Annotated in this window: 16 protein-coding genes; 10 read left to right on the plus strand and 6 right to left on the minus strand. The window is 43.6% G+C overall.

Annotated features, from left to right (window positions below; translation table 11 throughout):
- Positions 1-2: 2 nt before the first annotated feature.
- Positions 3-1142, minus strand: coding sequence for an FUSC family protein (locus IE130_RS06370; RefSeq protein WP_189583355.1), 1140 nt, complete (start codon positions 1140-1142; stop codon positions 3-5).
- Between the two features lie 405 nt (positions 1143-1547).
- On the opposite strand from IE130_RS06370, the gene IE130_RS06375 reads away from it, so the two are divergent.
- Together IE130_RS06375 and IE130_RS06380 are read left to right on the plus strand one after the other, a co-directional pair.
- Complete coding sequence (locus IE130_RS06375) at positions 1548-3368, plus strand: acyl-CoA dehydrogenase C-terminal domain-containing protein (RefSeq protein WP_189583358.1); 1821 nt, start codon at positions 1548-1550, stop codon at positions 3366-3368.
- Between the two features lie 188 nt (positions 3369-3556).
- On the plus strand, positions 3557-4024 hold the full coding sequence (locus IE130_RS06380) for a hypothetical protein (RefSeq protein ID WP_227676153.1): 468 nt from the start codon (positions 3557-3559) through the stop codon (positions 4022-4024).
- A 54-nt stretch (positions 4025-4078) separates the two neighbouring features.
- Here IE130_RS06380 and IE130_RS06385 read toward each other — a convergent pair whose 3' ends face one another.
- Together IE130_RS06385 and ybaK are read right to left on the minus strand one after the other, a co-directional pair.
- Positions 4079-4453 carry a 5-carboxymethyl-2-hydroxymuconate Delta-isomerase gene (locus tag IE130_RS06385; protein WP_189583363.1) on the minus strand — a complete coding sequence of 125 codons (375 nt, stop codon included), beginning with the start codon at positions 4451-4453 and terminating at the stop codon, positions 4079-4081.
- 70 nt (positions 4454-4523) lie between these two features.
- On the minus strand, positions 4524-5012 hold the full coding sequence (ybaK, locus tag IE130_RS06390; RefSeq protein ID WP_189583378.1) for a Cys-tRNA(Pro) deacylase: 489 nt from the start codon (positions 5010-5012) through the stop codon (positions 4524-4526).
- Positions 5013-5305: 293 nt separating this feature from the next.
- On the opposite strand from ybaK, the gene plsB reads away from it, so the two are divergent.
- Entirely contained in the window at positions 5306-8083 is a 2778-nt protein-coding gene (plsB, locus tag IE130_RS06395) for a glycerol-3-phosphate 1-O-acyltransferase PlsB (protein ID WP_189583394.1), read from the plus strand.
- 96 nt (positions 8084-8179) lie between these two features.
- On the opposite strand, the gene ettA is transcribed toward plsB, so the two are convergent.
- Positions 8180-9841 carry an energy-dependent translational throttle protein EttA gene (gene ettA / locus IE130_RS06400; RefSeq protein WP_189583397.1) on the minus strand — a complete coding sequence of 554 codons (1662 nt, stop codon included), beginning with the start codon at positions 9839-9841 and terminating at the stop codon, positions 8180-8182.
- 515 nt (positions 9842-10356) lie between these two features.
- Here ettA and IE130_RS06405 point away from each other — a divergent pair.
- From IE130_RS06405 to IE130_RS06420, 4 genes are all read left to right on the plus strand, one after another.
- Complete coding sequence (locus IE130_RS06405; protein ID WP_189583400.1) at positions 10357-11661, plus strand: flavin reductase family protein; 1305 nt, start codon at positions 10357-10359, stop codon at positions 11659-11661.
- Positions 11662-12164: 503 nt separating this feature from the next.
- A complete protein-coding gene (locus IE130_RS06410; protein WP_189583403.1) occupies positions 12165-13499 on the plus strand; it encodes a fatty acid desaturase family protein in 1335 nt (444 codons plus the stop codon).
- A 281-nt stretch (positions 13500-13780) separates the two neighbouring features.
- Positions 13781-14074: a GNAT family N-acetyltransferase gene (locus tag IE130_RS06415; protein WP_189583406.1), complete on the plus strand. Its 294-nt coding sequence runs from the start codon at positions 13781-13783 to the stop codon at positions 14072-14074.
- A gap of 248 nt (positions 14075-14322) precedes the next feature.
- Positions 14323-14616, plus strand: a complete 294-nt coding sequence (locus IE130_RS06420) for a 4a-hydroxytetrahydrobiopterin dehydratase (protein ID WP_189583409.1) — start codon at positions 14323-14325, stop codon at positions 14614-14616.
- Between the two features lie 141 nt (positions 14617-14757).
- Here the strand turns inward: IE130_RS06420 and IE130_RS06425 are convergent, their stop codons facing one another.
- Positions 14758-14913 carry a DUF1328 domain-containing protein gene (locus IE130_RS06425; protein ID WP_010200882.1) on the minus strand — a complete coding sequence of 52 codons (156 nt, stop codon included), beginning with the start codon at positions 14911-14913 and terminating at the stop codon, positions 14758-14760.
- 471 nt (positions 14914-15384) lie between these two features.
- On the opposite strand from IE130_RS06425, the gene IE130_RS06430 reads away from it, so the two are divergent.
- The 3 genes from IE130_RS06430 to IE130_RS06440 all read left to right on the plus strand — a co-directional run bounded on the left by IE130_RS06430 (position 15385) and on the right by IE130_RS06440 (position 18899).
- Positions 15385-16689 (plus strand): saccharopine dehydrogenase family protein, encoded by a 1305-nt coding sequence (locus IE130_RS06430; protein WP_189583412.1) that lies wholly within the window; start codon positions 15385-15387, stop codon positions 16687-16689.
- 428 nt (positions 16690-17117) lie between these two features.
- Positions 17118-17954 carry a hypothetical protein gene (locus tag IE130_RS06435; RefSeq protein ID WP_189583415.1) on the plus strand — a complete coding sequence of 279 codons (837 nt, stop codon included), beginning with the start codon at positions 17118-17120 and terminating at the stop codon, positions 17952-17954.
- Between the two features lie 435 nt (positions 17955-18389).
- Positions 18390-18899 carry a hypothetical protein gene (locus IE130_RS06440; RefSeq protein ID WP_189583418.1) on the plus strand — a complete coding sequence of 170 codons (510 nt, stop codon included), beginning with the start codon at positions 18390-18392 and terminating at the stop codon, positions 18897-18899.
- A gap of 145 nt (positions 18900-19044) precedes the next feature.
- On the opposite strand, the gene IE130_RS06445 is transcribed toward IE130_RS06440, so the two are convergent.
- Complete coding sequence (locus IE130_RS06445) at positions 19045-21582, minus strand: Tex family protein (protein ID WP_189583420.1); 2538 nt, start codon at positions 21580-21582, stop codon at positions 19045-19047.
- Between the last annotated feature and the right edge of the window lie 272 nt (positions 21583-21854).

Consider the following 21854-nt stretch of genomic DNA (forward strand, 5'->3'; position numbering starts at 1 on the left):
ATTTATTCTTTCGTTGTTTGACCAAAACGCGCGAGCAGCCAAGCTTCTATTTGTCTTAGCGGCACACGCAAACGGCTTGAGTGTATGGCCAGACCACCGCTAAGCCCCACCACGCAACCAATCGTAGTATCAAGCATACGCACACGAATGATCTCCTCGGCGACGGGCGGCACCAGCGACATGCTGCCATATTCAGCGATAAATATCGTCAACGGCGTGATAAATACCACTGCCAAGCCGTAATGACGATCGACCAATGACTCGATACAGAGCATCATTATCAAAATAGCGATCGCAACGCCCCATATCGATAGCCCCCACGACAGCATCCAACTCGCCACCGCCATTCCCACTAATGTACCGAGTAAGCGATGCATTTGTTTGATCCACATCGTGCGTAGCTGCATGCCTTGAATAATGATGAAACAGCTCACAGCTGCCCAGTAGGGATAAGGCATCTTTAGCAATATCGCGATGGCCAACGCCAAGCTCACAAAGCTGGCCACAATGAGACTGTCGCTAATCATGTCCGATTCATAAAGATAAACGGGCGCAGGCACAGTAGGACGCGTCGCTAATAAAAACAGACTATATAACAGCGCTAGTAACATCGACATACCACCACCTAACATCACTAGCCCTGTCGCTGATAGCACTTGCGCCAACGGCACAGGAATAAATAACGCGATCGCCCCTGCCATCATCACAAACAATCCTGCCGGTGGCGGCTGTCGATAGTAACGACCCAACATGACGATGGCAAAAGCAAGCAATGCAAATACAGGCAATCTGAGCACAGGTATCTGCTGAGCGATCAGTCCGAGCGCAAAGCTCAACACCATGGCAAATCCCCACGCCATGACCGTCACCAAACGATACGGTAGTGTGCCTGACAACGGCAAGTTGAGGATAATCATTGCCCCCAGCGAAGCCTTAATACCTGAAGACAAAGCATCAAAATAAGCACCGACGAACACGGGGAAGCTAATGGCAATGGCAGCGATAATCGGCATATGCCATGGTCTTTTGCTGCGATTAACTGTTAACAAATGCGGCAGCTCACCCAACACTAACGACTTAATATAGGCAAACCGTTCTGCCAGCCAAGACACCCAACTTGCCTTACGCTTTGATGCGCTCATAAATCGATTTTCCTCTTGCCTCGATATTGCGCCGATTGATGGAACATTGTCTTTCTTACTTTAATTTGCACGATGTTTGAATGAAAATGACTCGTAATGCTATTATTTAAACGTGAATATTTTACCGACACATAACTTAATTTAATATATAATAGTACGAATTATGAATATTAGTTATAAGTTATATATTTGTCGTTATAGAAGTCTTATACTTGGATAACTATCATAATAGTTAACTTTTATTAAGTAACACTTAGCGACTGTCATTACAGACGATATTTTAATAAGTTCAACTCACCATCTACAATATCATTCATTTGTATCAAAATAAGCAAACATCCGCTCGAATAAACTCTGGTTTTCAATCCTAAGTCTACGACAGCGAATTAACCAAAGAGACCGACTATGTTAACTTACAAAGCACCTTTACGTGATATCAAGTTTTTAATAAATGATGTGTTCGACTATCAAACGCATTATAAAAGCTTAGACAATGGCGAAAACGCTGACCCTGAAACCGTTGATATGATTCTTCAAGGTATGGCAGATTTTGCCGAAAACGTCTTGGCACCTTTATATCAGCCAGCTGATGCAGAAGGCTGTCATTTTGAAAATGGCGTAGTCACAACCCCTAAAGGTTTCAAAGACGCTTATGACCAGTTTGTAGAAGGCGGTTGGCAAGGTATTTCTTATCCTGAACAATACGGTGGTATGAACTTACCGACTTCATTGAACCTAATCAAAGCTGAAATGATCGGTACGGCGAACTGGCCATGGGCAATGTATCCTGGTCTATCTACAGGCTGTATCAACACCATTTTACAGTATGGTACAGATGAGCAAAAAGAGACTTATCTACATAAATTGGTCGAAGGCTCTTGGGCAGGCACCATGTGTCTGACTGAACCACAATGTGGTACTGACTTGGGTCAAGTAAAGTCAAAAGCCATTCCACAAGATGACGGTAGCTACAAGCTGGGCGGCACCAAAATCTTTATCTCAAGTGGTGAGCATGACTTAACAGATAACATCATTCACATTGTGCTAGCACGTCTACCGGACGCACCAGAAGGCACACGTGGTATTTCATTGTTTATCGTACCGAAATTTCTGCCGAATGCTGAAGGCGAAAGTGGCGAGCGCAATGGCGTTTCTTGTGGTTCTATTGAACACAAAATGGGCATCAACTCATCAGCGACTTGCGTCCTAAACTTTGATAATGCGGTCGGTTACCTCATTGGTGAGCCAAACAAAGGCTTAAAAGCCATGTTTACCTTTATGAACACCGCTCGTATCGGTACTGGCATCCAAGGTTTGGCGCACACTGAGCTGTCTTTCCAAAACGCCCTACCGTATGCGAAAGATCGTCGCTCAATGCGTACGTTATCAGGGACGAAAGATCCTGAGAAAGTAGCTGATGCTATCATTCATCATGCCGATGTCCGTCGTATGCTATTGACCCAAAAAGCCTTTGCTGAAGGTGGTCGCTCGATGATTTATCATTCAGCACGCTATGCTGATAAAATGGCACAAGGCATCATCAATGGCGATGATGAAGAATTTGAAAAATGGGATGATAAACTTGGCTTCTATACACCTATCCTCAAAGGCTTCTTAACTGAGCTAGGCATTGAAGCGGCCAAACACGGTCAGCAAGTATATGGCGGTCACGGTTATATCAAAGAGTGGGGCATGGAGCTGATTGCTCGTGATGCGCGTATCGCTACTATGTACGAAGGTACGACTGGTATTCAGGCACTTGATTTGCTTGGTCGTAAGGTTATCTTGCAGTCTAAAGGTAAGATCATCCGCGATTACACCTCAAGCATCATGAAATGGTGTGGCGAATATGCACTTGATAAAGACATGCGTAAATTCGTTTGGGCATTGACCAAGCTTTGTGCTGAGTGGAATACCTTAACGGTTCGCTTGATGCTAATGGCTCGTAAAGACCGTGAAATCATCTCAGCAGCATCAGACGATTTCTTGATGTACTCAGGCTATGTCATGATGGGTTATCACTGGGCACGTATGGCGGCTGTCGCTTATGACAAGCTTGAAAATGGCGGCACAGAATCACCAGAGTTCTACAAAGCCAAAATCCAAACTGCTGAGTTCTACTTCGATAAACTGTTGCCACGTACCTCAGGTCACGCCGAAGGTATGGTTGCACCAAGCAGCAGCATGACTGCCATGAAAATCGAAAACTTTGCTTTCTTAGATTAAGATTTAAGATTAAAAGCAAATTCATCAATCATTGATAAAAAAAGCGCCTATTCTTTAGGCGCTTTTTTATGCTTAACTAAAACTAAGAAAGCACTAGGGCGTGTCCTCATTTTAAAATTGAGGACACGCCCTAGTGCTGGGAAGAGCAAATAAATAACAAACTCAGTTAGGAGGCGATGATGTTGTCCATGAATAACAAAAGCAATTTATTAACTACATCGGTGGTAAAAGTGCTGTTGCTGAGTGCCACATTAATAGGTGTTAGCGCGAATAGTGCGTTGGCTAAAAGTAGCGACACTCCTATTCAATTTGCTAAAGGTGCTATTAGTAGCACGGTAACTGGTCAGCTAAAGCCCAATGAAAACGAGCACTGGTATCGTTTTCACGCCAACAGTTGGCAATATGCCATCATTAATATTGCACCACTTGCTGGTACGTCTGAGACTGCCAATGTCGGTGTGCTGCATATGCCCAATGGCACACAAAATGGCACCAAAGGCGGTATCATTTATCAAGGCTGCTTGCCTGTCACGGGGACTTATCGATTGCGCATTGCTCGTAATCTGATGGCCACCCAAGGTCAAACGGCAGGTTATAGCATTGAAGTGATTGTCTTACCTAAGTATGCCAGCGAGCCACTGTGCGAGTATTTGTAGATTTACTAAAATACGAGTAACGGTAAAGCACACGGCAAATATTGATTACTAATACTAATCACCAAGCATTTTTTTATGATAGACCGCACTAATCTCTTCAACTTCCACGCATATCTGCAATGCTGAACGTCCCGATTGCGCGGCGCTCAACTGATCTTCTATCGTTGCGACCAATAGCTCTGCCAACTGATTGCGAACGGCTATATCGCGTCCTGTCATCATTTTTAGATGCGCGTAAATAAATCCATTGGCCTGCTCATCATCTTCCACACCCACCAGAAATGTTTGGATGGGTAGGATGCGTGCTTTGATATCAGTTTGTTGTTTGAACTGACCACTGTCCCATAGCACTTTATTGAGCGACTTGAGCAATGATTCTTCATGAGCAATACTGACGTTAGGCGTCACTTGGATGGTTAAATGCGGCATGAGTCTATCCTTAAAGAAGTGTGAATAATGAGTGAGAATTTAGTGTCCATATCAAGTCTGAGTTTAACCATTAGTCATCGGTAATATCAGCAAAACAGGCATCAAGAGTGGCAGCCAATTGTGTCAGTGGTAATTCGATTTCTAACCCGCGGCGACCCCCGCTCACATAAATGGTTGGCTGCTGTTCAGCAGACATATCAATGACGGTCATCAAGCGCTTCTTTTGTCCAAGGGGACTAACCCCGCCCAGTACATAACCTGTACTACGTTCGACTTGCTTAGGGTCTGCCATTTGTACTTTTTTGCAGGTCATCAATTTATGAGCCGATAAGGCTTTGGCCATTTTTTTAAAGCTCAGCATTTTGTCCACTGGCAAAATAGCCACTGCCAGTGAGCCATTGTCAGTGGACACCACTAAAGTCTTAAACACTTGAGCGACTGGAATGCCCAGTTTTTCGGCAGCCTCCAATCCATAAGAAGCAGCATTACTGTCGTGAGTATATTCGTGCAGCTGATAATCAAGGCCGCGCTGTTTGGCAAGTTTGATAGCAGGAGTCATAGGTATTTAACTTATGGTTATTTAATTGAAATAAGTGAGAGTAAAGATTAGGGCGTGTCCTCAATTCAACCGATAGCGATCTAAAGTTTGATATTTAGTAGTAGTTTACGCCACTATATCATTGCGCTAAAGCCTTTATAACTCAAATAATTAAGCATCTCACCCAGTATTTAACGCTCGAAATGGTCACCAAATCGTATTAATATTAGCAGTATATACAGACACAATATATCGCTTTGATGGCTTTTATGGCATCATGAGGGCAATACAATTTACTAATTTTGATATCCATTATGATACCCAGTTTCTTAAAGAATAAGTTCCTAAAAAAACGGATTTTTAAAGCGCCAGTCGCGACCGATAGCCAGTCAGCGACAGGCAGCGATGCAGCAACCGATGACGCTGCAATTGCGACCAAGCCTTACTCGAATGCGCCCATCAATCAGCTATATCGCAAGGTATCGGGTCAACTGCTTGATATCGCTGTTAAGCCGAAACTGTTGGGTGAATTGCCGGAGTTTGATACTGACGATCAGACGCTAAGGTTTTATGTGCTGCAAGATTATTCGCGCTCCAACAGTATTTTGATCGATTTGCAGACGCAAGAGCACAATCTGCCACCAGCATTGGTTGGGGTAAATGACGCCGCCCATAATATTAAAGAAAATGCGGCCATCATATTTTTGCATCATCCCCATGCCAAAGACAGTCAGCTATCGCCGCGCCTTTCTCGTTTGGTGTCTGCTGTTTTACAGTATCCAGAGTTAAAAGTGCGTTTGGTGCCGGTATCTATATTGTGGGGACGCGCACCTGAGAAAGAAGATTCCCTCTTTAAGCTTTTAACGGCTGATAACTGGGAAGATCCCAGCATTACCAAGCAGTTGTTTAATATTGGGGTGATGGGACGCGATACCTTTGTCCAGTTCCATCCACCGCAAGACTTGCGTACCCTTATTAATGACAATCTTAAAGGACACGTAGAAGGTCCAGCTGTCTTTGATTCTATTGCCACTGATTCAGTCAATTCTACTACTGATGGCACCAATGAGGCGGATACCGTACCAAGTTATGCGTTGGTCGCGGCTGCCGATGGCAATCGTGAGATGGTGCGCATGCTGCAACAACAGCTCAAGATCTACCTAGACAAGCAGCGCGCTAGTATGCTCGGTCCTGACTTATCAGATCGACGCAACTTGGTCGATAAACTGGTTTATTCACCAGCGATTAAGCATGCGATAGAAGCCGAGGCCGAAGCATCAGGTATCAATGTTCGTGACGCCCGTAGCCTCGCGAAGGGCTATGCCAATGAAATGGTGAATGACTACTCCTACCCGATTATTCGCGTCTTTGATCGATTTTTGACATGGTTATGGACACAGCTTTATGACGGTGTAGAAGTCCATCATTTTGAGCGAGTGCGCGAGCTGGCAACAGATCACGAAATCATCTACGTGCCTTGTCATCGTAGTCATGTCGACTATCTGCTACTGTCTTACGTTATCTACAAGCGTGGTCTGAGCATCCCTTACGTTGCAGCAGGTGATAATTTAGATGTGCCCGTCTTAGGTCCACTATTACGCGGAGCGGTGGCGTTTTATATTCGTCGTAGCTTCCGTGGTAATGCGCTTTATACCGCTGTGTTGCGCGAATATATGCATACGCTTATTACTCGTAATACGCCTATCGAATACTTCATCGAGGGCGGTCGCTCACGCTCAGGTCGTCTGCTACCACCAAAGATGGGCATGCTGGCGATGACTGTACACAGCCAGTTACGCCAAACCAATAAGCCAGTGGTATTCATTCCAACTTACATCGGCTATGAGCGGATTATGGAAGGCGGTACTTATGTGGGCGAACTAAAAGGCAAGCCAAAAGAGTCTGAATCTTTAATCGGCTTACTCAAAGTTGGTCGTAAAATTGAGCGCATCTTTGGCAATGTCCATCTAAGTTTTGGCAAACCGCTTCACCTTAGTGACTTTATGACAAAATTCGATGTGGCAGCCAATAGCTTACCGACTGATCGCACTGATACCCCACTCGATGCCAAAACCAGCGCCATGGTCGACAACATCGGTGTAAAAATCATGCAGCATATCAATAAAGCTGCGGTGGTCAATCCCGTATCGTTACTGTCATTAGTGCTTCTGTCTGCTCCCAAAGCAGCACTAGATGAAGATATCTGCCGTGAGCAAATCGCGCTCTATCAAGGTCTTGCTCAGCAGCTGGCTTATTCAGAGGATACAGTCATCACTGATATGAGCCCGCAGCAGATTATCGATTATGGGGTCAAGCTCAAACTGATCGAACGTATTCCACATATTTTAGGCGACATCATTCAGGTCGCAGACAAGCAAGCAGCACTGCTTAGCTACTTCCGTAATAACATTTTGCATGTCTTTATTCTGCTATCATTCCTAGCCGCTTTAGTCGCGCGCAATGGACGTATCGAACGCAGTCGTTTGGATAATATTGCCGAACAGTTATATCCATTTTTACAAAGTGAGCTGTTTTTATATTATCCAGCACATGGCTTAGCCGAAACACTCAACAAAAAAGTAGATAATCTGCTCAGTCATGGACTGATCGTCGAGTTGGGTGATGGTGTACTTAGCGTCCCCGAGTCCAATAGCAAATGCTATCAGCAGCTACAAGTGCTTGCGACGCCAGTTGAGCAAAGCCTTGAACGTTACTTTATGACGCTTGCCCTCCTTGCTCAACAAGGCTCTGGCAACCTGACTGAAAACGAAGTCGTTGATCTGTGCCACTTGCTCGGTCAGCGCTTGTCTGTGCTGTATGCGGATGACATTCCTGACTTCTTTGACCGCGCATTATTTACTAGTTTTATTAGCGCTTTGACCCGCCTTGACTATCTACAAAAGGACGATGAAACGGGCATACTGACCTTTGACCACCGTATTCATGACATTGCGCATCATGCCAAATACGTGCTAACGCCTGATATGATGCAAATCTTGCAGCAAGTCGCCAGCTTAGACGAAGAGGAAATTACCCATGCGATTACTGAGATTAGTAATAAAAAGCAGCGTAAATTTGGGCGCAAGCGTTAATTTATAACCAGTTATCTTAAGTAAATGAAGCACAAAAAAAGACCTCTAACGATTAGAGGTCTTTTTTATTGCGTTTGAATAGTCTAAACAGCCGTATTAGTTCGTGATCTTCTTATACTTCATACGCTTAGGAGTGGCAGCATCACCCATGGTCTTTTTACGATAAGTCTCAAACTCAGAGTAGTTACCATCGAACCAAACAGGGCCTTCTTCTTCGAACGCCAAGATATGGGTGGCGATACGGTCAAGGAACCAGCGATCATGCGACACGACCATGACGGTACCTGGAAATACTTGAATCGCATCCTCTAGCGCACGCAAGGTTTCGATATCCAAATCGTTTGATGGTTCATCGAGGAGTAATACGTTCGCACCCTGCTTTAGCGTCTTCGCCAGTTGCAAGCGGTTACGCTCACCACCAGATAACTGCCCGACATGCTTCTGCTGGTCTGAACCTTTAAAGTTAAAGCGACCGATATAAGCACGACTTGGCGTGGTATATTCACCAACAGTGATGATGTCGAGGCCGTCAGACACTTCTTCCCAAACGGTTTTGCTATCGTCTAAGTTGTCGCGTACCTGACCCACATAAGCGACTTTGACACTTTCACCCAAATCAACGGTTCCAGTATCTGGCGTATCACGTTCAGTAATCATGTTAAATAGCGTGGTTTTACCCGCACCATTTGGACCAATAATACCGACGATAGCACCTGCTGGGACGTTAAAACTTAGGTTTTCATAGAGCAAACGATCGCCAAATGATTTAGAGATGTCATTAATCTCAATAACCTTGTTACCCAAACGTGGACCAGGTGGAATGTAAATCTCAGCCGTCTCGTTGCGCTGTTGGAATTCTGTTGAGTTCAACTCTTCAAAACGTTGTACACGAGATTTAGACTTGGCTTGTTGGCCTTTTTGGTTTTTACGAATCCACTCAAGCTCTTTTTTCAGCGCTTTAGCAAAGGACTCTTCTTGCTTATTCTGCTGCTCTAGACGCGTATTCTTTTGCTCTAGCCACTCAGTATAGTTGCCTTCATACGGATAGCCATGGCCACGGTCAAGCTCCAAAATCCACTGAGCGACATTATCCAAGAAATAGCGATCATGGGTAATAGCAACGATAGTACCGCTGTAGTTCTGCAAGAACTGCTCAAGCCATGCGACAGATTCGGCGTCCAAATGGTTGGTCGGTTCGTCAAGTAACAGCATATCAGGGCGTGATAATAGCAAACGACACAGCGCCACACGGCGTTTTTCACCACCTGACAGTCTACTAACATCTGCATCCCATGGCGGCAGACGTAAGGCATCAGCGGCTTTTTCTAACTGAGTGCTTAAGTTATGGGCATCCCATGTTTGGATGATGTCTTCCATTTTGCCTTGCTCTTCAGCAAGTTTATCGAAATCTGCATCAGGTTCAGCGTATTCAGCATAGATAGCATCTAAACGAGCCAGCGCATCTAACGCTTCGCGCATGCCGTCTTCGACGTTACCACGTACGTCTTTGCTGTCGTCAAGCTGTGGTTCCTGCGGCAAATAGCCGATTTTGGTGCCCGTTTGCGCGCGTGCTTCGCCGCTAAATTCTGTATCCACGCCTGCCATGATGCGTAGCAAGGTTGATTTACCTGAGCCGTTGATACCGAGTACACCGATTTTGGCACCCGGAAAAAACGATAGGTTGATATTTTTTAGGATTTCACGCTTAGGTGGAACAAGTTTTGACACGTTGTTCATCGTGTAAATATATTGAGCCATTAACACTCCGATAGACTGCATAGAAGAGGCAAGCAAATCATACTTAGCAATGATGCCAAGCGTGCTGCACCTCAAAATCAGGGTTACAAATTATAGGCCATTATCGCATTGTGGCGCATACCCTGCAAGCTAGTAGATGGCTTTAGCACTCTTTGGCATTGATTTCGTATTTTTGCACCTATAAGCGCAAGTTTTTACGTCTATCAGCACAAGATTATTTGCTTAAATGCAGCCTATAATAGTCAGTATAAGCCCTAATTTGAACAATAATCATATCACCTTGATACGATTCTGTTTTATAAACCCCACAAAAAGTTGCAGCAAATTTTTCGCAAAATTAATGAATAGCCGTTAAGATATTAGATATTCTTAATAAAATATTTTAATAATTGTAGAGTTCTTTTGTCTGTTCTAAAATGTATAAACGCTGATAAAAGCGACGGCAAAAGCAGTTAGGCGAGCAGTCAAATGCACGACTTTACAATGATTAAAAAGCATATGATAAAAGGTATTCTATGACGACCGGCTACCGCCCTGAGATTATCCAACGCGCGTTCGTTGATTTCATTGGGTCGCGCCTGCATCCGTTTTGGTCATTGACCACACCAAAACTTCGCCTTGTGGCACGGCAAGTGCTCAATGAAGAACTGATTGCGCTGCAATTTGAAGTCAATCACGCATTCAAACGACAGGCATTTTCAGTCAATGATAGCTGGCAAGGTGGTCAGTATATTCATTTGACCGTACCTATCGATGGCATCAATCATCAGCGCAGTTACTCGCTGGTTGGGCTGTTTCCGCAGCCAAAAAATTTACATGATGCTATTTTCACTAAAAACCTTGTAGACAATAGTGTTGCTAATAACGCTGACCATAATACTGAGGATCGCGCTAGCAATACTCTACATGCTACCGTCACTATTGCTATCAAATCGCAAGGGCTAATTTCAGACTATCTGACCAAACAAGCGCCACTTGGTACGGTCTTTAATAGTAGCGTTCCGAGCGGTGACTTTACCTTAGCGGATACATCAGAAAAATTAGCCAAGCAAAAAAGTGGACTGCCACACTCTGAGCAGTCGCCCCTCTTATTTGTCGCTGGTGGTAGCGGTATTACCCCAATGTTAGGGTTGATTACTCAAGCATTGACACAACGACGTCACGTTACTTTGTTATATTATTATCGTTCGACATTGGCGAGAGCGCCTTTTCAAGCGTACTGGCAACGACTAGCTACCACCTATCCCAACTTTGCTTATTATATGGTCAATACCACTGACCCAAGTAGCCACAGTAGCCAGCTAGCAGGCACGCGACACTTAGACGCAGCAACTTTATCACTGCTACCATTATCATTAGCAGAGTCGACGATATTCGCTTGCGGCTCATCTTCATTACTAGCAGGGCTTTACCGCGCCCTTGACACACTAAGCCCGCCAACAGATGAGGAGAGCTTAACTAACAAGCACTCACTACGAGACAACGTAATTATCGAACATTTTGGCACGGCATTGACCGATGCTGATATGAACGTTGGCACAGGTGAGTCAAGCAAAACGGCAGATATAGCAGCGCAAACGGTATATTTACGCGGGCGACAGCAGCAGTTTAGTAGTCGCACCACGTTGCTTTTAGGGGCTGAGCAAGCAGGCATACGGCTGAGCTATGGTTGTAGACAAGGAATATGCCAGCTATGCCGCTGCCAAAAAATAAGCGGTGTCGTCAAAAACATCCAAACGGGCAAAGTGAGTAGCAATGGTTATGAATCCATTCAGACCTGTATCAATATACCAATGACAGAGATTATTTTAGATGTATAAAGCATGTTGCTTCTATTGAGCGGCCATTTTTAATAGAGACTCATAGATATTTTTTATAGATAGACTTACAGTGTTGGTACCGCCTTATTAACGGTTTTGAAGCGTTTAAAATACCTTGTGAACCAAAATAAAGCCCCGCTCACTCATTAATTATTCTTATCATTAGTACTGTTTAATTAAGACCTGCCCTAGGGCGTGTCATCATTTAGATTGTGAGGCTTAAAATGAGAAAAATTGCAGCCAAACAAGGAAGAAATTGCCGTAAATATGAACATATTGACAAGATTGCTGACGATGTTTGGCAAAATTTAGCCATTTTAAGACCACTAAATGTATCAATGTGCTAATTGATGACATGCCTTAGGTAAACTAACTAAAATACAGCAACTTGTACCAGATTTCGATAGATTAACGCTTTAGCATATTATATGCTAAAACTCACTAGAATCATTGGACCGACGCTGTCGTCTGACACCCTAAGCAGTCTCGGTTAAGGACTATCTATGCGCTTATTACCCTCTATGTTCACCGCACAGTCTGCCGTGCCTACATTTTCTGGATTAACGACTGTACCGCCAAAGCAAGGTTTATATCCAACCTTGAGCGGCTCGCAATTGTCAAAAGCGCGTACAGAAGCATTGGCTGCTGAGCTAAACACGCTATATCAGAGCGTGATGGACTCACTGGGTGCTGAGGATGCTCGCTACATTCAGCGCGTTTATACCACCGTCGTCTATAGTGAAGTGCTGGCGCGTGGTCTGCTGGCTGTCGCAGGTCGACTGTCATCACGACGACGTATAGTGGCGACTTGGTTATTGGGTACTTCCTTATTAAGTTTTAGCAAAATCTTAAACAATATGGAGCTTGGTCATAATGTCATGCATGGTCAATATGACTGGATGCAGCATCCACATCTGAATAGCAAGCAGTTTGATTGGGACATTGTTTGTCCAGCGCCGCTCTGGCAGCATTCACACAATTATTTGCACCATACTTATACCAATATCGTTGGTCGCGATCACGACGTTGGTTATCATTTGATTCGAGTGACTGACGAGCAGCCTTGGGTGCCAGAAGATCGCTACAACCTGCTTAGTACCGCAGGACTGGCACTTGGTTTTGAGTGGGCAGTTGCTTTTCATGATATTCAAATCAGTACCGATGAGTATGCGGACTCTCCTGATCTGCATAACATCATGCAGCAAAAATCTCGCGCTTTATTTGCCAAAATCGGTCGACAAGTGGGCAAAGACTATATCGCCTTGCCAGCCTTAGCAGCAGTAACGATGGGGCGTCGTAGCGGCATAAGTACATTAAGCGGCAATTTCACTGCCAATATCGCTCGCAATATCTGGACGTGGGCAGTGATATTCTGTGGTCACTTTACCGAACAGGCGCATATCTACACCCATCTCGATGCTAACGAAAGCAAAGGGGACTGGTATGTCCGTCAAATCCTTGGCTCTAGTAATATTCAAGGTAGCAAATGGTTTCATCTTTTAACGGGTAATTTGTCACACCAGATCGAGCACCATATCTTTCCTGATATGCCCGCTCGCCATTACGCTCGTATCGCGCCACAAGTACAGGCAATCTGCCAAAAGTATGGCTTATCTTATAACACTGGTCGGTTTGGTCGCCAATTCAAACAAGTAATAGGTCGTATCAAGCATTTTAGCAAACCAAGTGTAGAAGAATGGCAGGCACACTTGCAAGCGCAATCCAATCTACCAGCACATACAAACAATGTTGTCGAACCAAAAGATGAACCGCTCATGCGCGGCTTAAGTAAATATCTACCGCCTGTGGTGCAAAACGCCTTATTTTATGCCAAGTAGATGTTATAAGAATGATTGCAGAGAATGTCATCTGTAGAGCTTATCTAGGCCATGTCCTCATTCAAAAATCATGATAAAAATGAGGACACGCACTAGTACTAACGGTAACATTTCGCCTATCTGTATTTACCATAAGCATTCGTAAGTATCTATTATATCTATGAGCAATGACTCATAATAAAGATTGGCAATGACTCACATAAAGAAATAACTAATTATAAAAACAAGTCATTTCATACAAACATTAATAATGCGAAAACCTATAAAAAATGGAGTGCTATATGAACGATAATATTGACAAAAAACACTTAGATATTGTCCATGATGAACAAGCCAAACGTTTTGAGACCTCAATCAATGGTCACACTGGCTATATCAGCTATCAAGAACGCGACGGAAAGCTCGTCTATGACCATACGATCGTACCGCAAGAATTGGGTGGGCGCGGTGTCGGTTCAGGTCTAGTCAAACATGCGCTAGACTATGCGCGCGAACAGGATAAAAAAGTTGTGCCACAGTGCTCGTTTGTCGCCTCTTACATCAGCAAACACCCTGAGTATCAAGATTTGGTATAGTCGAACACCATCCTTTAGCTCTATTAAAATCCAACAATTGATGCCACACTACCCTCCTATTTGTTTGCTATCTACAATCATATATTTATTCTTAAATATGTGACAAGATATCGAATATAGGTGGGTTTTTTGCCCTATTTTAATCATAAAACCCATATAGCATTTACTAAAATGGAGAAGTCTACCAATAACCAAAAGCTAGCGAATACTCGACCAGTAAATCCAACATAATAATAAAGGAGACCGCTATGAGTAGTTTATCTGACAAACAAATTGATCTACAGCTAGAAGACTTGGCTGGCTGGCAGCGCGATGGCAACGGTATCATTAAGAGCTATAAATTTAACGACTTTATCGAAGCCATAAGCTTTATGAACCAAGTTGCATTTCATGCCGAAGCACTCGAACATCATCCTGAATGGCACAATACTTATAACGTCGTAGATGTGCGTCTAACGACCCATGATACGGGCGGTATTACCAGTCTTGATATTCGTTTGGCCAAACGTATGGAACATATTATTCAGCCCAAACATTTATAATTATTTAACTCGCCTCTTTTATATATAGAGACGTATTTAACAATTCAAGCAATACCTTTAGTAAAAAATCCCCGTAAAAAAAGTCCTCAATCGAGGACTTTTTCTTATTGCTGAGTAACGTTTATTTTATTCAACTTATCATTACATTTTACGACTAACAAACGCGACGATGAACAAGATCACAGCCAATGCTAGTAAAATGTATGCGAAGTTTGCAGACAGTCCAGCGACACCGCCAAACCCTAGGAAACTTGCGATAAGTGCGATTACCGCAAAAATAATAGCCCAGCGAAACATAGATTTCTCCTCAATAATTATCAAAAATCAGATGCTAAGACACATATAACAGACCTTATAAATGACCGTTACTAATATTTGCCTTACCTCATCCAATATCCATTTTAAGTTGTTGTTTTTTTTAATACTGTCTATAACTGCTTACAAACATAGATTAGCAATGTTTCGCACCGATAAACGTTCATTTTGGTAATAATATCGGTAGGTTATGTAACCTTTGTAGCAAATCTTAATATGCTGACATTTTTTCTTGGCTTTTCGAGATTTATATGTAGGGATAGTAAAATACCCCTCAATCCCTAGCATTTCTCCTCTATAGTCTGCTATAAACCATCACAGTTCACACTAACCGGTTTCTACTTACGGCTAACATGTCTTAGAATAGAGTCAATGGCATATAAAAAATGATTTTTTATTTCCACCATTCAGTATGAGATCACATATAAAAAACACTTATTAAGGATAATAAATATGGCTACAAATACGGATACTTCAAAGACTATCAATGCAGCAGATGATAATAAGCCGACCGGTAGCGAACAGCGTCCTTACACCATCGTCTTATATGGTGCGACAAGTTTCGTTGGGCAAATTACCGCCCATTATTTAACAAGCTTTTTGTCTGATGCCAAAAATAAAAATGGCGATAGCGTCACGTGGGCGATAGCGGGTCGTGACGAGGACAAGCTTAACGAATTACAGTCCAAGCTTGAGAACAAAGTAGACATCATTATAGCCAACAGTAAGGACGCTGCCAGTCTTGATAAGATGACCAAACAAACACAAGTCATCATCTCAACCGTCGGCCCTTACCTAAAATATGGTGAGCCTTTGATCAAGTCTTGCGCCGAAAATGGTACAGACTATGTCGATCTCACCGGTGAAGCTATCTTTATCAAAGACATGATGGACAAATACCAAGAGACCGCCAAAGAGAGCGGTGCTCGTATCGTCAACTCCTGTGGTTTTGATTCTATCCCGTCAGATTTGGGCGTTTATTTTACCCAGCAGCAGGCAGAATCTCAGTTCGATAGCACTTGTGATGTGATTCACATGCGCGTAAAAGCGGCAAAAGGGGGTTTATCTGGTGGTACGATTGCCTCGATGGCGACCATCTTTGAAGAAGTGGGACAAGATAAATCACGTCGTAAGCAAGTGGCAAACCCTTATCTGCTTAATGATGATAAAGACGTGCCTAGCGTGCGCCAAGCCAATATCAGCAAGCCAGAATATGACAGTGAGCACAAACGCTGGTTGGCTCCTTTTGTGATGGCAAGCATCAATACCCGTATCGTGCATCGCAGTAACCAACTACTCGGCTATGAATATGGACGTGATTTTAAATATGACGAAGCGATGTGGATGACAGATGGCATAAAAGGTAAGCTGTCGAGCTATGCACTGAGCGCTGGGCTGTTAGGATTTGCCACCGCGATGATGATTAAGCCAAGCCGCGAGTTACTGTCCAAGCACGTCTTACCAAAAGCTGGCTCTGGCCCGTCGAAGTCTGATCAAGATAATGGTTACTACGATATTCGTCTCTTTGGCCAAACTGCCAATAAAGACACCATCAATACCAAAGTAACGGGCGACAAAGATCCTGGCTATGGCAGTACATCACGCATGCTGGCACAAGCGGCCTTGTGTTTAGCGCAAGATATTAGCAAAGACGATGTCTGTGGTGGGTTTTGGACGCCAGCATCTGCAATGGGCAACAAACTGCTAACGCGCCTAGAAACGCATGCAGGTCTTAGCTTCGAAATAGTCGAGGGTTAGACTTTTATAGATTATAGAACAATAAAACCTTAAGTTTTACTAACCGTATCTTGGTAACAGGGTACGGTTTTTTAATAGGTAAAACTTCCCATGATTTTTTAGCAGATGTTAATAAATAATAATAACGTACATTTTTGGTGAACAATGTTGCCAGTTTTACCTTTTTTTATACATTATGCTACACATTCTTAGCCTGATGTCACAGCCATCTATTAGCAACTGACGTAGCATTAAAAACGTTAAAGTAAAGAAACATTAAGGCAGAAACGTTGAATTAGAAATTATGACGTTATTTATTAAATAAGTAATTATTTCAGTAATAATTTTCATTAATGACACGCCCTAATGACTCAGTATAAAAATAAGCCCTATAAGCAAGCCACCATTCTGACTACAACACATCTATTTATAATTAAAAGGAAGTAACTATGAAATTGAATATATTGACCGCCGCTGTCATCACCTCAGGTCTGGCAATGATTGGCAGTAATGCAAATGCTGGGATGACGACCGATACTCACGGCAACGTAGGCTACGACAGTTACGACGAGTGCGTCACTGCTGTCAAAGATGGCTCAGCCAAATTTTATACCCCTTATACGTATCAAAATCCCAAGCGCCAAGCTGGTGAAACCTCTGTCAAAAAAATGCGCTTATCTGATGTTATGATTCCACAGAATGTCGTTGACAGCAATAACTTGAATACTAGCGACTATACAGCAGGCGCTTGTGATTTAGGCGTTGGACAATCGAATGGTCGCTACGGCGTGTCGGGTGCCTTGGTCGGAAAATACGTTCCCATCGCTGCTGATATGCCAGTCAACGTTTATATGGACAAAAACGGCAATCCTGTCCGTCTAAGTATGCAACAGTGTGACAATCATTTTAGCACCAAATTCCCGACACCAATTATGGCTGAAGTCACTGAAACTGGCGCGCCAGAAGCACAACTTGCGATTACTGAAGAGCGCAATGTAGAGCCAGTCATTATCGAAACCACTCGTGTTATTCGACCCGCTAAGTATCGGGTAAAAGAAGTAATCGTCGCCCCCGTGGATCAAATCAAACGTGTCAACACGGCTAACGGTACTGCCATTGCTGTAGAAGACGCTGGACGTACCGTCGTCGTTGGCGAAGCAGCAGATGCCGAGGTAATCGACAGTACAGAAATTAGCCAGACTTTCCCAGTTATCCGTGTCCCTGATAATGACTTACAGCAGCGCGTTATCGACCCTACGACTGGTAGATATGTCATCGTCGAATAGTTTTTTATACAGGACAAAGGCTTGACTCTCAGTAGGTCATGCGCTTATTTAGTAACCGACATACCTAAAGATAAGGTGGCGGCACTCCTATTCTTACCTGACAATAAGAATACAATAGTTGCACAAAGTCACCTGCGAGCGCTTGTCTGTTAGATTTTTAATCTATGTACTACTGAAATAATAATGGCTTAGTTGGTATTCTCTTGCTTAGAGTTTTATTAGATGATTTTATAAAGCTTTTCGTTCAAATTGGTCATGATAATCGCTATACGGTTGTCATGATTTTATTTTATCTACACGTTAAATGTTAGATATACTAAATATATATATTCAAAATACTAAATTAATTTATGATAAATGAAAGCATGTAAATAAGCGTCAAGTTTGAAATACTTTAAGCTGACACTATAAGAATGCAAACTGAGGAATCAACTGATGAAAAACCGTACCCTACCTTTATCGTTACTTATTGGTGCCGCACTTACTATCCCAAGCTTGGCCATGGCAGCACCTGCTGAGACTGCACAAGCAAATATGCAAAATACTACTACCGCTACCACACTCGAGACTGAAGCTGTAAATGCTGACAATCAATCAGTACCAAATCAATCTAATTCGATTCAGATCAGCGAAACTCAGCGCATCTCAAGAGCAAGCGTGAATAGCAACGCTAATCAACAGCAAATGGCTCCTAAGCTTCAAGCACAACAACAAGATCAAGATATACAAGTACAACAACAAGAGATGCAGCAAGCACAACAACAAGCTATGCAAGCACAACAACAGGCTATGCAAGCCAAACAACAAGCCATGCAGCAAGCCGAACAACAAGCGATGCAAGATCCAGAAGAAGCAATGCAACAACAAGAGATGCTACAAGAAGATCCACAAGAAGACATGCTAGATGAAGAGGATTTATTAGAGTCAGAACAAGACGACCAATAAGCTGAGTTATTAGCCACGCTAAAGCACTTCTAGTAACATATATCTCAAATATATTCCCAATAAAAAAGGCAGCCTAATGGCTGCCTTTTTTATTGATTATTGCTGTTAATTATTTAGAAATGACTTAAGAAACCCATAAAGCCACTTATTTTTTAGTTTTAGTCACACCTGCTTCTTGTAACAAGGCACCAAACGTACCTAACTTGCTAGGTGCTTCTGTTTTATCAGCCCTTGGCGCTTTGCTACGATTGTTGCTCGCGTTGTCTTTATCCTGACGCTTACCACGTGGCTTAGACGGACGTTTATCAGCAGCTGGGCGACTGCTACTTGGACGGTCACTACGCGAGCGATTACCCTTCTCATCAGAACCAGCATCTCTCGCAGTAGGTTTTGCTGCTGGGCGTGCAGGTTTTTCAGATTCAGGCTTCATGCTAAACCCGATACGGCCACGTTTTTCATCAATAGAAATAACACGAACTGACACGATATCACCCGGCTTGACGCGGTTCATTGGATCGGCAACGAAATCATTGGCCATCTGTGAGATATGCACTAAGCCATCTTGATGGACACCAACGTCAATAAAGCAACCGAAAGCCGTCACATTGGTAACTACGCCTTCTAACGTCATCCCTTCGCTCAGATCTTTGATGCTATTGACATCGTCACGGAAATTAGCCGTTTTGAACTCAGGACGTGGATCGCGAGCAGGTTTGGCAAGCTCTTCGATGATGGCTTTTACGCTGATATTGTCATCATTTGCAGCGAGCGCAGTAGTGTCGATCGTGTTTAGTACACCATCATTCCCCAGTACTTCCGGCAATGCTTTACCGGTTTGCGCAAGTAAGCTATCAACCAGCGCATAGCTTTCTGGATGCACACCAGTCGCATCAAGTGGATTGCTACCGTCGTGTATGCGTAAGAAGCCTGCTGCCTGCTCAAAGGTCTTAGCACCTAAGCGCGGAACGTTTTTAAGCGCCTCACGGCTATCAAATGCGCCGTGCTCTTTACGATAGGTAACGATTTGCTGCGCAACGTTTTTATTCAAACCAGCAATGTGTGCCAAAATAGCAGGGCTTGCCGTATTCACATCAACCCCAACCGCGTTCACGCTGTCTTGGGTCACTTTATCCAAGCTATCAGCCAACTGGTTTTGGTTGACATCATGCTGATATTGACCAACGCCAATCGCTTTTGGATCTACTTTGACCAGCTCTGACAACGGATCTTGTAAGCGACGCGCGATAGAAACCGCACCGCGTACAGAGACATCTAAATTGGCAAGCTCATCACTGGCAAGCTCACTCGCCGAATAAACAGAGGCGCCTGATTCATTCACGATAACCGCTTTGGCTTTTAGCTCAGAATTGGCCGCCAAAATCTCTTTAATCATCGCATCTGTTTCGCGGCTCGCCGTACCGTTACCGATAGCTACTAAATCAACGTTGTAAGTGCTTAACAGCTCATCGATGACTTTTTTAGCTGCATCCATCTTATTATCGGGTGCAAATGGATAGACCGTTGCGACGACAGGCTTGTCTTCGTTATCCAACATGACATGACCTTGGGCATCAACGATGGACATTTTTACGCCATGACGAATACCAGGATCAACGCCTAAGATAACCTTACGACCAGCAGGTGCTGACATCAATAGGTGCTGTAAATTATTGGCAAACACATCAATCGCATCTGCTTCAGCGGTCAAACGTTTTTCAGTCAATAAACGATGCTCGATATGCGGACGCCATTTTTCTTTCCACAAGCTACTCGCCGCTTCTGCTAAAAACTCACGACGGGCAGCAGGTGCCTTGGCATCGATATCAAAATGAGCAATAATCTTTTCGATAAAAGGGGTGTCTTCGCCTTCAATTTTGAGACCCAAAACGTTTTCTTGGCGACCACGTAGCATCGCTAATAGGCGATGGTTCGGTAGACGAGCAAGACTTTCACTGTGCTCAAAATAGTCTTTAAACTTCTCGCCGACTTCTCGCTTATCATCACTGGCAACTGCCGAGACGATACTGGCCGTTTTGGCAAAACCACTGCGCAAGTTATCCAGCAGATCTAACGCCTGCGTCCATTCATCAACGATGATGGCCTGTACGCCAGCCAGCTGCTTGTCGATATCGCTAAAGTCGACCTCAATCTCATTACCGCTATCGTCAGAGATACTAGATGGCGCTTGATAGTCAGCCAATGCCTCTGTTGGGGTAATCTCTTGTGTTAAGACTGCTTGAGCAGCCACATCGAGACCGGCAGCGCGTGCTTTGGCCGCTGGTGAACGGCGACGCGGACGGTAAGGCAAGTAGATGTCTTCAAGCTCAAGTTTAGACGTCGCATTATCAATACGCGTCTGTAGCTCGTCGGTCAAATTGCCTTGCGTACTAAGCAGCTCAGTAATTTTAAGGCGACGCGTTGCCATGTCGCGCTCATAATTGAGCGACTTCTCTAAAGCTCGCAGCTGCGCATCGTCAAGATTCTGCGTTTTTTCTTTACGGTAACGCGCAATAAACGGAACGGTCGCGCCTTCATCATAAAGTTTGACAAACGCATTGACTTGAGCAGTCTTAATGCCAAGCGCGCGAGCAAGCTTGTCGTGAATATTCGCGTGTGTGGTTGCATCCAAAACCTGTGCATTTGTCGAGGTTTGAGATGGCGTTAAGGTATCAGTGCTACTCATAGACGTATCAATCGTTGATAAATGGTGTTTGGCATTATAGCAAAAGCTGCATGAATAAAAATCCTTTTTATCTTTTCCTTATTTATCTGTGATTTTATAGCTTAATTCGGTTGCTATCCTAAGTTCTGTAGCCTTGTTAAACAAACGCATACAGCATTTATGCCTACAGGTGATGCAATTGGCGGTGCAATCTTATACACTAAAGTACCAATAGCGCAAATATTGATACGCACTGACGAATTGAACAAAAGTTTTTTATTTATATGCAATTT

Source organism: Psychrobacter glaciei (genome assembly GCF_014652895.1).
GTDB classification, from domain to species: Bacteria; Pseudomonadota; Gammaproteobacteria; order Pseudomonadales; family Moraxellaceae; genus Psychrobacter; species Psychrobacter glaciei.

What these genes read in the sequence shown, in the direction of transcription:
- IE130_RS06370 (WP_189583355.1), bottom strand. Translation starts at nt 1,142, where the DNA reads ATGAGCGCATCAAAGCGTAAGGCAAGTTGGGTGTCTTGGCTGGCAGAA.
- IE130_RS06375 (WP_189583358.1), top strand. Translation starts at nt 1,548, where the DNA reads ATGTTAACTTACAAAGCACCTTTACGTGATATCAAGTTTTTAATAAAT.
- IE130_RS06380 (WP_227676153.1), top strand. Translation starts at nt 3,557, where the DNA reads ATGAATAACAAAAGCAATTTATTAACTACATCGGTGGTAAAAGTGCTG.
- IE130_RS06385 (WP_189583363.1), bottom strand. Translation starts at nt 4,453, where the DNA reads ATGCCGCATTTAACCATCCAAGTGACGCCTAACGTCAGTATTGCTCAT.
- ybaK (WP_189583378.1), bottom strand. Translation starts at nt 5,012, where the DNA reads ATGACTCCTGCTATCAAACTTGCCAAACAGCGCGGCCTTGATTATCAG.
- plsB (WP_189583394.1), top strand. Translation starts at nt 5,306, where the DNA reads ATGATACCCAGTTTCTTAAAGAATAAGTTCCTAAAAAAACGGATTTTT.
- ettA (WP_189583397.1), bottom strand. Translation starts at nt 9,841, where the DNA reads ATGGCTCAATATATTTACACGATGAACAACGTGTCAAAACTTGTTCCA.
- IE130_RS06405 (WP_189583400.1), top strand. Translation starts at nt 10,357, where the DNA reads ATGACGACCGGCTACCGCCCTGAGATTATCCAACGCGCGTTCGTTGAT.
- IE130_RS06410 (WP_189583403.1), top strand. Translation starts at nt 12,165, where the DNA reads ATGCGCTTATTACCCTCTATGTTCACCGCACAGTCTGCCGTGCCTACA.
- IE130_RS06415 (WP_189583406.1), top strand. Translation starts at nt 13,781, where the DNA reads ATGAACGATAATATTGACAAAAAACACTTAGATATTGTCCATGATGAA.
- IE130_RS06420 (WP_189583409.1), top strand. Translation starts at nt 14,323, where the DNA reads ATGAGTAGTTTATCTGACAAACAAATTGATCTACAGCTAGAAGACTTG.
- IE130_RS06425 (WP_010200882.1), bottom strand. Translation starts at nt 14,913, where the DNA reads ATGTTTCGCTGGGCTATTATTTTTGCGGTAATCGCACTTATCGCAAGT.
- IE130_RS06430 (WP_189583412.1), top strand. Translation starts at nt 15,385, where the DNA reads ATGGCTACAAATACGGATACTTCAAAGACTATCAATGCAGCAGATGAT.
- IE130_RS06435 (WP_189583415.1), top strand. Translation starts at nt 17,118, where the DNA reads ATGAAATTGAATATATTGACCGCCGCTGTCATCACCTCAGGTCTGGCA.
- IE130_RS06440 (WP_189583418.1), top strand. Translation starts at nt 18,390, where the DNA reads ATGAAAAACCGTACCCTACCTTTATCGTTACTTATTGGTGCCGCACTT.
- IE130_RS06445 (WP_189583420.1), bottom strand. Translation starts at nt 21,582, where the DNA reads ATGAGTAGCACTGATACCTTAACGCCATCTCAAACCTCGACAAATGCA.